This is a genomic window from Actinomadura monticuli (assembly GCF_041463655.1).
GTDB classification, from domain to species: domain Bacteria; phylum Actinomycetota; class Actinomycetes; order Streptosporangiales; family Streptosporangiaceae; genus Spirillospora; species Spirillospora monticuli.
The window spans coordinates 340,950-353,670 of the sequence record NZ_JAXCEI010000002.1; the positions used below are offsets into that span (position 1 = coordinate 340,950).

Consider the following 12,721-nt stretch of genomic DNA (forward strand, 5'->3'; position numbering starts at 1 on the left):
CCGCATCGCGGGGCCGTCCAGGAGGCACGTCGGACGCTAGAGTCACGCGGATGGACGACGTCCTCTGGAAGGCCGCCGACAAGCTGCGGGGGGCGGTCGACGCGGCACAGTACAAGGACTTCGTTCTCGGGCTGGTGTTCCTCAAATACGTGTCCGACGCGGCCGGGACGGGGGCCTTCGCCGTGCCGGACGGGGCGCGCTGGGCGGATCTCGCCGCGGGCACCGGGGCGCTGGGGGACCGGGTCGACGCGGCCATGGACGCGGTCATGCTGGCCGACCCCTCGCTCGACGGCGCCCTCCCGAAGATCTTCGGCGGGGTCGACCAGCGGCGGCTCGGCGAACTCGTGGACCTGATCGGGGAGGTCCGCTTCGGCGGGAAGGCCGCACGGGACGTGCTCGGCGAGGTCTACGAGTACTTCCTGGAGAAGTTCGCCCGCGCGGAAGGGAAACGGGGCGGGGAGTTCTACACGCCGTCCAGCGTGGTGAAACTGCTCGTCGAGATCCTGGAGCCCTTCAAGGGGCGGGTGTACGACCCGTGCTGCGGTTCCGGCGGCATGTTCGTCCAGGCGGACAGGTTCGTCCTCAGCCATCGGGGACGCCTCGGCGACATCGCCGTCTACGGGCAGGAGGCGAACGAGCGGACATGGCGGCTCGCCAAAATGAACCTCGCCGTTCACGAGATCTCCGGCGACATCCGTTGTGCGGACACCTTCCACGCGGACGCCCATCCCGGCCTCAAGGCCGACCACGTGCTCGCCAATCCCCCGTTCAACATGTCGGACTGGTACCGCGACCCCGGGGACCCGCGCTGGCGCTACGGCGTCCCACCGGCCGGGAACGCCAATTTCGCGTGGATCCAGCACATCGTTTCCAAGCTCGGGCCGAACGGCCGCGCGGGCGTCGTGATGGCGAACGGCTCGATGTCGTCCCGGCAGTCGGGCGAGGGCGGGATCCGCGCCGCGCTGGTGGAGGCGGGCCTGGTGTCGTGCGTGGTCGCGCTGCCCGACCGGCTGTTCCGCAGCACCCCGATCCCCGCGTGCCTCTGGTTCCTCGACCGGTCGGCGGACGGCCGGGTGCTCTTCATCGACGCCCGCGACATGGGCACGATGGTCGACCGCACCGAGCGGGTCCTCACCGACGACGACATCGCCCGGATCGCCGGCACGTACCGTTCCTGGCGCGGCACCGGCCATTCGGACGTCCCCGGGTTCTGCCATTCGGCCGACCTGGACGAGATCCGATCCCATGACCACGTCCTGACGCCCGGCCGGTACGTCGGCACCGCCATATCGGCCCCCGGCGACGAGCCCGCGACCGCGAAGGTCGAGCGCCTCACCAAGCAACTCTTCGCGCATTTCGAGAAATCGGCGCGCCTCGACCAGGTCGTCCGGACGGAACTGGAACGCCTGGATGGCTGACGTGCCCCTCGGTGAACTCGTCACCTTCACGAACGGAAGGTCGCACCCCGCCGAAGGCACCGCCTACAGGACCTATGGGGCCAACGGCGTCATCGGCGCGTCCGCCGACTCCAACGCCGGCCCCCACAGCACCATCGTCGGACGCGTGGGCTCCTACTGCGGCGCCGTCCATTACAGCCCGGAACCGTGCTGGGTCACCGACAACGCCATCATCGCCGCCCCGAAGGACGGGGTGAACCCCCGCTACGTCTTCTACCTCCTGAAGAGACTCGGTCTGAACCGGTACCGCATCGGGTCCGGGCAGCCACTCCTCACCCATGGAATCCTGAACCGCCTCTCCACCGTTCGCCTCACCAGGGCGGAACAGGATTCGGCGGCGTCCGTCCTCGGGGCGCTGGACGACAAGGCCGCGGTGAACGACCGGATCGCCGCCTGCGCCGACGAACTGGTCCGCGCCAAGTACGCGACGTTCGCCGCCCGCCCCTCGATACGGATCGGCGAACTCGGCGACCTCGTCCGGTCGAACGTCCCGGCCGTCGAGATCGGCCGGGACGAGAACTACATCGCGCTGGAGCACATGCCGAAACGGCACATGTGGCTCTCGACCTGGACGGACGCGTCCGGCGTCACCAGCGCGAAAAAGCGGTTCGCGTCCGGCGACATCCTCTTCGGCAAGCTCCGTCCCTATTTCCACAAGGCCGGGCTGGCTTTCGCGGACGGCGTCGCCTCAACGGACGTCCTCGTCGTCCGGCCGAAGAATCCCGCTCACCGCGGCTGGCTGCTCGCGGCCCTGTCGAGCGACGCGGTGATCGCCCACGCGTCCGCCCTCAGCGACGGCACCCGCATGCCGCGCGCGAAATGGCCCGACATCGCCGCGTTCGCCATCCCCTGGCCCGGCGACGCCCAGGCCCGCGCGTTCGACGAGTTCACCGCCGCCCTGGCCGCCCGCGTGGAATCCGCCGCGGCCGAGACCCGAACCCTGACCGCCCTGCGCGACGCACTCCTCCCCCGCCTGATCCCGTAACACCCCACCCGCCCCGGCATCGGTGACCTTCGCCAGGGGGCGGGGTCGGCTGTGTGCGGTGGATCGGGTGCGGACGGTGAGAGCGTGCTGGGTGGGGGGAGGGGCTTGCGTGCGCGCAAGGGGCGGTGACTCGGGTGTGCGGGCTGCGTCAGAGTTTGAGTTGTTTCACTCCACGTCCGACTTCGACCTGGTCTGAGAACACATGTTCGCTTACAGCCCGACACGGATACGTGAAACCAACCCCGCTATGAACGCTTCTGACGCGTGGTCCGGAGGGGCCGTGCTGGTGCCCGAACCTTCACTCGAACTCGGCATCCCGTCCGCCTGGAACAACGGCAAGTCGTCCGGGCGGTTCATCGGGGAGATCGACCTCGCCGCCACGCCGCCGGCCGTGCGGCTCGCGCGGTCGTACGTCCGGGAGCTCCTCGGCCAGCACTTCGGTGCCGACCGGGCCGAGCTCGGCGACCTCGAACTGCTGACCAGCGAGGCCATGACCGCATCGGTGCTGCACGGGCAGCCCCGGCGGAACGGGACGATCACGCTGTCGGTCCTGCACCTCGACCGGTACGTGCGGGTCGAGATCACCGACGGCGGGCCGGCGCCCGCGCAGCCGGGGGAGGGCGAGCAGATGCCCGTGCACGGGCGCGGCCTCGTGCTGGTGAAGGCGCTCGCCGCCGACTTCGGCTCTTACCGGGGCAGGAACGGGACGTCCACGTTCTGGTTCGGGATGGGCATCCGGGAAGGGTGGCGGCTGCCGTGACGGCGGGCCCGCGGGCCGTCCAGGCGCACGGGGTCTGCCTGGACCGCTCCGCCGGACCGGGATGACGGGACGCCATGGTCCCCGCGAGCCTCGCCGTCGACGGTGACGGGAAGGACACATCTCCCGATCGTCCGCGCCGGCCGGCCGGTGCTTCGTTAAGATCGAGACACCGACAATTGCCGCATCAAGGACGATTGATGACAGCGGACGGTGCGCCGAAGTCTCTCTCCGACATCACCCGGGACATGGGCCTCAACATGTCCGACGTCGCGGCGTTCTCCGGTCTGGACGAGAGCACGATCTTCCGGCTGTGGGACAACGTCGAATGGCTCGACCGGGTCAGCGGACGGTCCCTGCAGAGCCTCATGTCGTCCGTTCCGGGAATCGCCGAGTACTCGATGGCGCACGCCATCCGGAAAAGGCGCGACGAGCTCGTCGACGACCTGCACGACGAAGGGCTGACCGTCGACGTGCACGCGCTGGAGAACTCGGCGGTGGCGCAGCAGCATCTGCTGAACGCGCTGGAGGCGGCGCTGCACATCATGCGCGGGCAGGCGTCGCAGAAGACGTCCTCGTTCATCGCCCGGTTCTGGGGGCGCGAGCAGGACCGCGCGCTGGAGTCGATCTATTCCACCGAGCCCGGCCGCGGGCTCATCGAAGATCCGCGGAAACTGTTCGACGCGTCGATCGAACTCGCCCCGCGGCTGAACCGCAAGACCTACTCGTTCCACTCGATCCTGGCGCTCAACATCCTGACGCACCAGGTCAGCAAGGTCACCGGGAGGCTGGAGGCCGAACTCGGCTTCGAGGTCCCCGGACGGCAGAGCGCGTTCATGATGCGCGGTGTCGTGATGGGCGCTCTGATCGGCTCGAACGACTTCGATCTGGCGGAGCGGTACCGCAGGGAACTGGACGCCACGCCCGTGTACGCGGCACTTGAGGAATGGGCGTTCCCGACCTACACCAGAGACGGCCGGATCAGCAGCGACTTCACATTGCCGAGCTCCCTGTCGCTGCGCAACACGGCCACCGAGGTGCTGCGCGAGATAGCGGTCTACAACGACGCCTACCTGTACTACCTGGTGTCGACGTACATCCCGCTGGCGCTGAAACGCGACCCCGCGTTCGGCGGCAAGATCGCCGAATTGATCCAGGCGCTGGAACTGCGCGGGGCCGACTGCCGGGACAGCACGACCAGACAGACCTGCAACACGCTGGTGCGGCGGCTCAGGGGGATCGCCTGACCCGGTGGCGCGGGGCGCTTTTGAGAAATGGGGAGCCGGTGGAGGACACGGCGCAAGCCATCGCGAATCTGACACGTGAAAGGTGGGAGGCCAACGCCCAGTACTGGGTCAAGATCATCAGGGAGGGGCGGGACCGGTACCGGACCGAGCTGACCGACGCCGCCGTCCTCGACGCCGTCGGCCCCTGCGCCGGCCTGCGCGTCCTGGACGCCGGGTGCGGCGAGGGCTACCTCTCCCGCGAACTGGCCGCCATGGGCGCGGAGGTGACCGGCGTGGACGCCGCGCAGGGCCTCATCGACGCCGCCGCCGCCCACCCGACCCCCGGGGCGACCTTCACCCGCGCCGGCGTCGAGGACCTCCCCCTGGAGGACGGCCGGTTCGACGTCGTCATCTGCAACCACCTGTTCAGCCACCTGCACGACCCGGCCCGGGCCATCGGCGAGTTCGGGCGCGTGCTGAAGAGCGGCGGGCGGCTCGTCCTGCTGACCCTGCACCCGTGCTTCTACGTGGAGAACTCCGAGCAGGGCGCGATGAACAGCGTCCCGGCGGCGCAGTACTTCACCTCGCGCGGCGTCGACCAGCGGTTCCTGGTGGACGGCCTGGAATCCCCCTCGCTGATAACGAGCTGGCTCCGCCCCTTGGAGTACTACGCTGGAACGCTCCGGGACGCCGGATTCGTCATCGCGGACCTGCGCGAACCCCATCCGACGGATGAGCAGCTCAGGGACGACCCGTGGTGGCGCAAAGGCTTCCCCACGGCGATGTTCATGCTGCTGATCGCGGAGCGCCGTGAGCGGGGCCCCGGCCGTTAGGGTCGTCACCATGGACGACGTGCCGGACGGCCTGACCGAGCATCCGGACAGGCTGCGGTGGAACGCCAAGTACGGGGACGCCCCGGCGCTGTCACCCGTCCATCCGCTGGCGGAGCGGGCGCTGTCGCTGCCGATGCCGGGCGGCGGGGTGCTCGACCTCGCGTCCGGGCCGTCCGGCAGCGCCCTGCTCGCCGCCGGGGCGGGACGCCGCGTGACGGCCGTCGACATCTCCGAGACCGCGCTCGGCGCGCTCGGCGCGGAGGCCCGCCGGCGCGGCCTCGGCGCGCTGATCACGCTCGTCCACGCCGACCTCGGAGACTGGCGGCCCGACCCGGCCGGCTACGCGCTCGTCCTGTGCACCGGGTTCTGGGACCGCGCCGTGTTCGGGCGCGCGGCCGGCGCCGTGCTGCCCGGCGGCCTGCTGGGCTGGGAGGCGTTCACCGGGGAGGCCCGCCGGGACCGGCCGCGGATGCCCGCCGAATGGTGCCTCGCGCCCGGCGAGCCCGCCTCGCTCCTCCCGGACGGCTTCACCGTCCTGGACGAGGCCGACGACCCGCGCACCGCGAAACGCCGCCTCCTCGCCCGCCGCTAGTCGAGGTCGACGACGACGGGGGCGTGGTCGGACGGCCCCTTCCCCTTGCGCGCCTCACGGTCGACGTAAGCGGAACGGACGCGCTCGGCGAACGCGTCGTTCCCGTAGACGAGGTCGATGCGCATGCCCAGGTTCTTGTGGAAGGCCCCAGCCCGGTAATCCCAGTAGGTGTAGGGGTGGGGGCCTTTCATCGGGGTCGGGACGACGTCGTGGAGGCCGAGGTCGCGCAGTTCGGCGAGGGCCTGGCGCTCGGCGGGCGTGACGTGGGTGGAGTCGACGAACACGGACGGGTCCCAGACGTCGTCGTCCGTCGGCGCCACGTTGTAGTCGCCGGTCGCCATCAGGGGCGTCCCGGCGGAGAGTTCGGCGGCCAGGGCGTCGCGCAGGGCCGCGAACCATTCGAGCTTGTAGCGGTAGTGGACCGAGTCCGGGGTGCGGCCGTTCGGAGCGTAGAGCGACCAGACCCGTACCCCGCCGCACGTCGCGCCGATCGCTCGGGCCTCGGGGACCAGAAGGGCGGGTTCGGTGAGCTTCGCCTGGGCCTCCATCTCGCCCCCATATACGGGCTCGCCCGCAAAGCCGTTCGAGACGTCCTCAATGCCGACGCGTGAAAGAACCGCGACGCCGTTCCACCGGCCGTCGCCGTGCGCGGCGGTGGCGTAGCCCAGTTCCGCGACCTCGCCGGACGGGAACGCGTCCGCGCGGCACTTGATCTCCTGCAGGCAGACGACGTCCGGTTTCGTCTCGTCCAGCCAGGAGAGAAGGCGCGGGAGCCGGGCCTTCACCGAGTTGACGTTCCACGTCGCGAGGCGCATTCCCCCAGCCTGCCATCCGCGGGGCCCCACCCACCCCGGGCCCGGGGATATCCTGACTGCTTCTCCCGTCCCCGCCCGGACGGCACCGCGATCCGCGCGTGACCGGTAGATTGCGGGTCGGCCTCCTTTACAGGGTTTTCACGCTGTGCTTAGCCCGGCCCTGGAAGGGTGGTCACGTTCGCGATGTCGTCTAGCCCGGAGCAAGTGAGGAACCATGTCCGAGGATGACAAGCCCCGGGGCAAGCCGGTGGTCAAGGCGAAGGCGAAGATCCCGAACGCCCAGAGCATCCGCAGCCCCGAGTTCACCCCGCACGGCATCAGCGCCGGGCGCGGCAGCGGGCTGAACCGGCCGTCCGCCCCGTCCGCGCTGACCGCCAAGCAGGCGCGCAAGCGGCGGCTGATGATGATCGCCGGGATCGTGGTGGCGGCGCTGGCGATCTCCGGCGGCGTCGCGTGGTGGGTCACCCGCCCCGGCCCGGAGCTCGAGGTGACCGGCAAGTTCGCGGCCGAGCCGAAGGTCGAGATCCCCACCAAGCTCGCGCCGGTGACGGCGCTGAAGGTGACCACCCCGATCAAGGGCACCGGACGCGCGATCGCCGACGGCGACACCGCCTACGTCTCCTTCGCCACCTACAAGTGGTCCAAGGACAAGGACGACGAGAACTCGCGCGTCAAGAGCACGAGCGCGAAGGTCAGCTCGACCTGGGAGCAGCAGTCCCAGCAGCCGAGCGGCCCGCGGCCCCTCGTCATCGGCAAGAGCGGCCTGAAGGAGATCGACAAGAACCTCGTCGGCCGGACGGCCGGCAGCCGCCTCGTCCTGCAGCTCCCGCCGTCCAAGGACCTCAGCCAGCTGAGCCCGCAGCAGATCACCGACAAGGACGCGGTGGTCTTCATCATGGACATCCAGGCCGTCGTCCCGAAGGACGCGAAGCCCGAGGGCGCCGTGCAGAAGCTGGACGACAAGAACCTGCCCAAGGTCGAGGACAAGGGCGCCAAGGAGCCCAAGGTCACGATCCCCGACGTCGGCGCGCCGGACAAGCTGCAGGTCAAGACGCTCGTCGAGGGCACCGGCCCGGCGCTGGCCAAGGGCGACGACGCCGTCGTGAACTACGTCGGCAAGATCTGGAAGAGCGGCGACAAGTTCGACTCCAGCTTCGACGGCGGGCAGCCGGCGAACTTCCCGATCGGCACCGGGGCGACCATCCCCGGCTTCGACAAGGGCCTGACGGGCGCCAAGGTCGGCAGCCGCGTCCTGCTCGTCCTGCCGCCCGCGGAGGGCTACGGCAAGGAGGGCAGCCCGCCCAAGATCAAGGGCACCGACACCCTGGTGTTCGTCGTGGACATCCTCGCCAGGATCCAGAAGTGAGCCGGGCGCGGCCCGGCCGCGCGGGCGGGATCGCCTGAGGGACGGCGTGCGAGCGGCGGGGCATCCGATCGGGGCCCCGCCGTTCGGCGTTCGCGGAGAAGATCTGATATTGCGGCGTCCGTCACGACAACCGGCGGGACGGATTGCCCGTCCTCCTATCGGGAAGCCATGCGGTTGCGCATTGGGCGGCCGACGCACGGATCCCCTCAGGTATGGTCGGTAACGCATTAATCACGGGGGGCTTGTGAGCGACAGCGAAAAGGTCCCGGAGGGCGACGCGCCCGCCGGGCCCGCCGAGGTGGACCGCAACGACACCGAGGCCGGGGAGCCCGCCGGCGCGGAGGGCACGGTCACCGGCACGCTGACCGAGGACGCCGGAGAAGCGAGCCGGGGGGCCGCGGAAACCGTCCAGGACACCGAATTCCCGGATGCGGACGACAAATCACGGAACGGCGATAAGGACGGCGAATCCCCCGCCTCTGCCGAGGATGCGGGCGAATCACGCGCTTCCGAAACGGTGCAGGACGAACCGGGCGTTCTCGCGGACGGAACGCCGTCCGCGGACGCGGAAACGCCGTCCGAGGGTGTTGAAGCACCGGCCAACGGTCATATCAAGACCATGCCCGCCGCCTCGTCCAAGCACGGAGATCCGCCGCCGCCCGGAAGCGGCGGCGGGACAGGCGGCAACGGTGGCGGCGGCGGGAAGCGGCGCAGCCGCAGGTCGCGGTTCCTGCGCCGGACGCTGTTCACGCTGCTCGGCCTGATCGGGTTCTGCATCGCCGCGTTCGGCCTGGCCTACCTGTTCACGCCCGTCCCGTCCCCGCAGGAGAAGGCGATCGCCCAGGGCCCCACGTTCTACTACTCCGACGGCAAGACGCAGATCGCGAAGACCGGCATCAACCGGGACGCGGTCAAGCTCGGCCAGATCCCGGAGAGCACCCGCAACGCGGTCATCGCCGCAGAGAACGGCAGCTTCTACGACGACCCGGGCGTCTCGGTGCAGGGCACGACGCGGGCGTTCTGGTCGACGGTGACCGGGCAGCAGTTGCAGGGCGGGTCGACGATCACGCAGCAGATGGTCCGCAACTACTACGGCGGCATCGGCAAGGAACGCTCGATCACCCGCAAGCTCAAAGAGATCATGGTCGCGCTGAAGGTCGACCGGGAGAAGCCCAAGGACTGGATCCTGGAGCAGTACCTCAACACGATCTACTTCGGCCGCAACGCCTACGGGGTGCAGGCCGCCGCGCACGCCTACTACGACAAGGACGTCTCGGACCTGACGCCCGCCGAGGGCGCCTACCTCGCCGCGGCGATCCAGCAGCCGAGCAACTTCGCCGACCCGAGCGGCGCCCTGCGCGCCCCGGCCGAGCAGCGGTGGCGGGCCGTGCTCGGCAACATGGTGCGGGACGGCTACCTGACGTCCGCCGACGCCGCGGCGCTGGAGTTCCCCGCGCCGGACAAGCAGAAGATCACCGACGTCCTCAAGGGCCAGAAGGGCTACATGGTCAACGTGGCCAAGAAGGAGCTCACCGAGCGCCGCGGCTACAGCGAGGACGAGATCAACCGCAGCGGGCTGAAGATCACCACGACGTTCGACAAGCGGCTGATGGACGCGATGAAGCAGGCCGTCACGCAGAACGCGCCGGACGGGATGAGCAAGAAGATCCGCACCGGGGCCGTGTCGGTCGACCCGTCCACCGGCCAGGTGCTCGCCTTCTACGGCGGGCGCGGCTACCTGGACGAGGCGCTGAGCAGCGCGTTCGGCGACTGGGCGCAGGCCGGCTCCGGGTTCAAGCCGATCGCGCTCGCCGCCGCGCTGCAGGACGGCCGGTCGCTCACCACCACTTACGACGGCAGCTCGCCGCAGACGTTCGCCGGGTCGTCCATCCACAACGACAGCAACGAGAGCTTCGGGTCGGTGAACCTCGTCACCGCCACCCAGCACTCGATCAACACCGCCTACGTCAACCTCGGCCGGGACGTCGGCAACGAGAAGATCGCGAAGATGGCCGAGAAGATGGGCATCCCCGCGGCGCAGATGAACGAGGACCAGCGGAACGCCGCCACGTTCCCGCTGGGCATCGTGTCGCTGCATCCCGTCCAGCAGGCGGGCGTGTACGCGACGTTCGCGGCCGAGGGCGTGCACAAGGCGCCGTTCGTGGTGAAGTCCGTCACCGACAACGAGGACCACAAGCGCACGTTCACCGAGAAGGGGACCCGGGCGCTGAGCGCGCAGAACGCGCGGGACGCGACCTACGCGATGCAGAAGGTCGTCGAAGGCGGCACCGGGACCAACGCCCAGCTTCCTGACGGCCGCGACGTCGCGGGCAAGACCGGCACGACCGACAAGGGCAAGGCGATCTGGTTCAACGGGTTCATCCCGCAGATGGCGACGTCGGTCGCGATGTTCCGCAGCGACGGCAAGCCGCTGAACATCCCCGGCTACGGGGCGTACGGCGGGCAGCTGCCGGCGCAGATCTGGCGGGCCTACATGTCGGACGCCGTCAACATCAAGGACTACGAGCCCAAGTCGTTCGGCTCGCCGTCGATGCGGCCGGGCGGCGGCTACGAACGGCCGACGGGCCCGACCACGCCGGGCCGGACGGAACCGCCGCGCACGACCGGTCCGTCCGAACCGCCGCCGACCACCGAAGAACCCGAGATCCCGACGCCGCCGACCGACCTGCCGACCGTCATCCCGACCCAGCCCGGAGGAGGCGGTGACGGAGGCGGTGACGGTGGCGGCGGTGGAGACGGGGGCGGTCCCGGCCCCGGTGACGGCGGCGGCGGCCGGATCGGCTCGACCGGCTGACGCGCGGCCCCCCGCCCGGCCGGGCGGGGGCTAGTCGCAGGCCTCGCCGATCGTGGCCGGCGTCTCCTGCATCACGGTGTCGAGCTGGGAGACGTCGCCGGTGCCGACGGCGGGGGCGGCGGCGCGCAGCTTGCCCGCCTCCGCCTTGAGCGCCTTCTTCAGGTCGCCGTCGTCGGCCTTCTTCGCCTGCGCGTCCAGGCGTCCGGCGAGCTGCTCGGTCGCCTGCCGCCACTGCGCGGGCTCGGCCGCCGGAATGCCCTTGACCTGGGTGATGTACTGCTGGAACGCCTTCTTCGTGTCGGCGCACACCTGGCCGGAGTTGCCGCTCAGCACCCCGCATCCGCCGAGGGCGCCGAGCACCACCACGCCTCCGGCCAGCGCCCGAACCACCCCGTACCGCATCGCGCCCTCCCGCTTGATCCCCGACCGCACCCGCCTATACTTCCGCATGAGGTCATGAGCGCCAGCGTCAAGCCCCGGCTTGCTGGCCGGCAACCCTTCGTCCGCGATGGGGTGCCCCGGGTGAGGACCTGGCCGGACGCCGCACCGCGTTCCGGCAAGCGCGGATCCCGACCGTCGTTCCGGGGTCCCTGACCCGGAAGGTCCCGGTATGCCCATGCTGCTCGCCCGCTCCCCCATCGCCACCCCTGCTGTGACGCGTCCCGAGGGGGTCCGGGTTCGCCGGATTCCGCGCGTGATCGGAGCGGACGTCCCGGTGCCGCTGCGGGACGGCCGCCACGTCCCCTACGCCAACTTCGACTACGCCGCCAGCGCGCCCTGCCTGGAGGCGGTGCACGAGGCCGTCACCCGCGCGCTGCCGTACTACAGCAGCGTCCACCGGGGGGCGGGCTACGCGTCCCAGGTCACGACCGGCGCGTACGAGGAGGCGCGCGAGACGGTCCGCTCGTTCGTCGGGGCGTGGCGGCGCGCGGCCGTCGTGTTCACGCGCAACACGACCGACTCGATGAACCTGCTGGCACGCGCCGTACCCGCCGGGACGAGCGTCGTCGTGTTCGAGACCGAGCACCACGCATCGCTGCTGCCGTGGAGGCGGGCCGTGCGGCTGCCCGCGCCCGCCACCCCGGCCGAGGCGGTCTCCGCCGCCGACCGCGCGCTGGCCGCCTGCCCGATCGGGTCGCGGCTGCTGGTCGTGACCGCCGCGTCCAACGTCACCGGCGAGCTGTGGCCCGTCGAGGAGCTGGCGCGGGTCGCGCACCGGCACGGCGCCCGCATCGCGGTGGACGCGGCGCAGCTCGTCCCGCACCGTCCGCTCGACATGACCGCGCTCGGCCTCGACTACGTCGCGTTCTCCGGGCACAAGCTGTACGCGCCGTTCGGCGCCGGCGTGCTCGCCGGGCGCGCCGACTGGCTGCGCGCCGCCGAGCCCTACCTGAAGGGCGGCGGCGCCAGCGCGTCGGTCGGCGCGACGACCCGGTGGGCGGCCTCCGCCGAGCAGCGGCACGAGGCGGGGTCGCCGAACGTCCTCGGCGCCGTCGCGCTGGCCGCCGCGTGCGACGCGCTCTCCCCCGTCTGGGACGATCTGGCCGTCCGGGAGGAGGCCCTCGTCGGACGGCTCCGCGCGGGGCTCGCCGCGCTGCCGCACGTCCGCGAGCTGTCGCTGTGGGGCGGCCGGGCGCCGCGCGTCGGGATCGTGTCGTTCACCGTGGACGGCTGGAACGCGCGCGACGTGGCGCTTACCCTGTCGGAGGAGCACGGCATCGGCGTCCGGGACGGGCGGTTCTGCGCCCACCCGTTCGTCCGGCACCTGGCGGGCGGGGGCGCCGCGGTCCGCGCCAGCCTCGGCATCGGGACGAGCGAGGAGGACATCGACCGGCTGCTCACCGCCCTCGCCGGGCTGACAACGCGCTGACCTGC

At 70.9% G+C, this 12,721-nt stretch carries 11 protein-coding genes and 1 riboswitch; of the genes, 9 read left to right on the top strand and 2 right to left on the bottom strand.

Translation table 11 applies throughout. The annotated features are described in order from the left end of the window. The first annotated feature begins 50 nt into the window (after positions 1-50). The 6 genes from SM611_RS05070 (at position 51) to SM611_RS05095 (ending at position 5,850) form a co-directional block, all read left to right on the top strand. Entirely contained in the window at positions 51-1,418 is a 1,368-nt protein-coding gene (locus SM611_RS05070) for a class I SAM-dependent DNA methyltransferase (RefSeq protein ID WP_371947633.1), read from the top strand. Continuing rightward, positions 1,411-2,442: a restriction endonuclease subunit S gene (locus SM611_RS05075; protein ID WP_371947634.1), complete on the top strand. Its 1,032-nt coding sequence runs from the start codon at positions 1,411-1,413 to the stop codon at positions 2,440-2,442. The genes SM611_RS05070 and SM611_RS05075 overlap by 8 nt, the downstream gene beginning before the upstream one ends. Before the next feature lie 286 nt (positions 2,443-2,728). After that, entirely contained in the window at positions 2,729-3,202 is a 474-nt protein-coding gene (locus SM611_RS05080; protein WP_371947635.1) for an ATP-binding protein, read from the top strand. Positions 3,203-3,399: 197 nt separating this feature from the next. Further along, complete coding sequence (locus tag SM611_RS05085) at positions 3,400-4,446, top strand: hypothetical protein (RefSeq protein ID WP_371947636.1); 1,047 nt, start codon at positions 3,400-3,402, stop codon at positions 4,444-4,446. Between the two features lie 38 nt (positions 4,447-4,484). Beyond that, complete coding sequence (locus SM611_RS05090) at positions 4,485-5,258, top strand: class I SAM-dependent methyltransferase (protein ID WP_371947637.1); 774 nt, start codon at positions 4,485-4,487, stop codon at positions 5,256-5,258. Between the two features lie 10 nt (positions 5,259-5,268). After that, complete coding sequence (locus SM611_RS05095; protein WP_371947638.1) at positions 5,269-5,850, top strand: methyltransferase domain-containing protein; 582 nt, start codon at positions 5,269-5,271, stop codon at positions 5,848-5,850. Here SM611_RS05095 and SM611_RS05100 read toward each other — a convergent pair. After that, positions 5,847-6,665, bottom strand: a complete 819-nt coding sequence (locus SM611_RS05100) for an exodeoxyribonuclease III (RefSeq protein ID WP_371947639.1) — start codon at positions 6,663-6,665, stop codon at positions 5,847-5,849. The two genes, SM611_RS05095 and SM611_RS05100, sit on opposite strands and share 4 nt — an antisense overlap. Before the next feature lie 214 nt (positions 6,666-6,879). Here SM611_RS05100 and SM611_RS05105 point away from each other — a divergent pair, with 214 nt between their 5' ends. Both SM611_RS05105 and SM611_RS05110 read left to right on the top strand, forming a co-directional pair. After that, positions 6,880-8,031: an FKBP-type peptidyl-prolyl cis-trans isomerase gene (locus tag SM611_RS05105; RefSeq protein ID WP_371947640.1), complete on the top strand. Its 1,152-nt coding sequence runs from the start codon at positions 6,880-6,882 to the stop codon at positions 8,029-8,031. A gap of 244 nt (positions 8,032-8,275) precedes the next feature. After that, positions 8,276-10,846, top strand: a complete 2,571-nt coding sequence (locus SM611_RS05110; RefSeq protein WP_371947641.1) for a transglycosylase domain-containing protein — start codon at positions 8,276-8,278, stop codon at positions 10,844-10,846. A 30-nt stretch (positions 10,847-10,876) separates the two neighbouring features. Here SM611_RS05110 and SM611_RS05115 read toward each other — a convergent pair whose 3' ends face one another. After that, entirely contained in the window at positions 10,877-11,296 is a 420-nt protein-coding gene (locus SM611_RS05115; RefSeq protein ID WP_371947642.1) for a DUF8711 family protein, read from the bottom strand. Between the two features lie 2 nt (positions 11,297-11,298). Next, positions 11,299-11,415: riboswitch (SAM riboswitch) on the top strand. A 41-nt stretch (positions 11,416-11,456) separates the two neighbouring features. Between SM611_RS05115 and SM611_RS05120 the strand changes: the two genes are divergently transcribed. Next, positions 11,457-12,716 (top strand): aminotransferase class V-fold PLP-dependent enzyme, encoded by a 1,260-nt coding sequence (locus SM611_RS05120; protein ID WP_371947643.1) that lies wholly within the window; start codon positions 11,457-11,459, stop codon positions 12,714-12,716. The last annotated feature ends 5 nt before the right edge of the window (positions 12,717-12,721 follow it).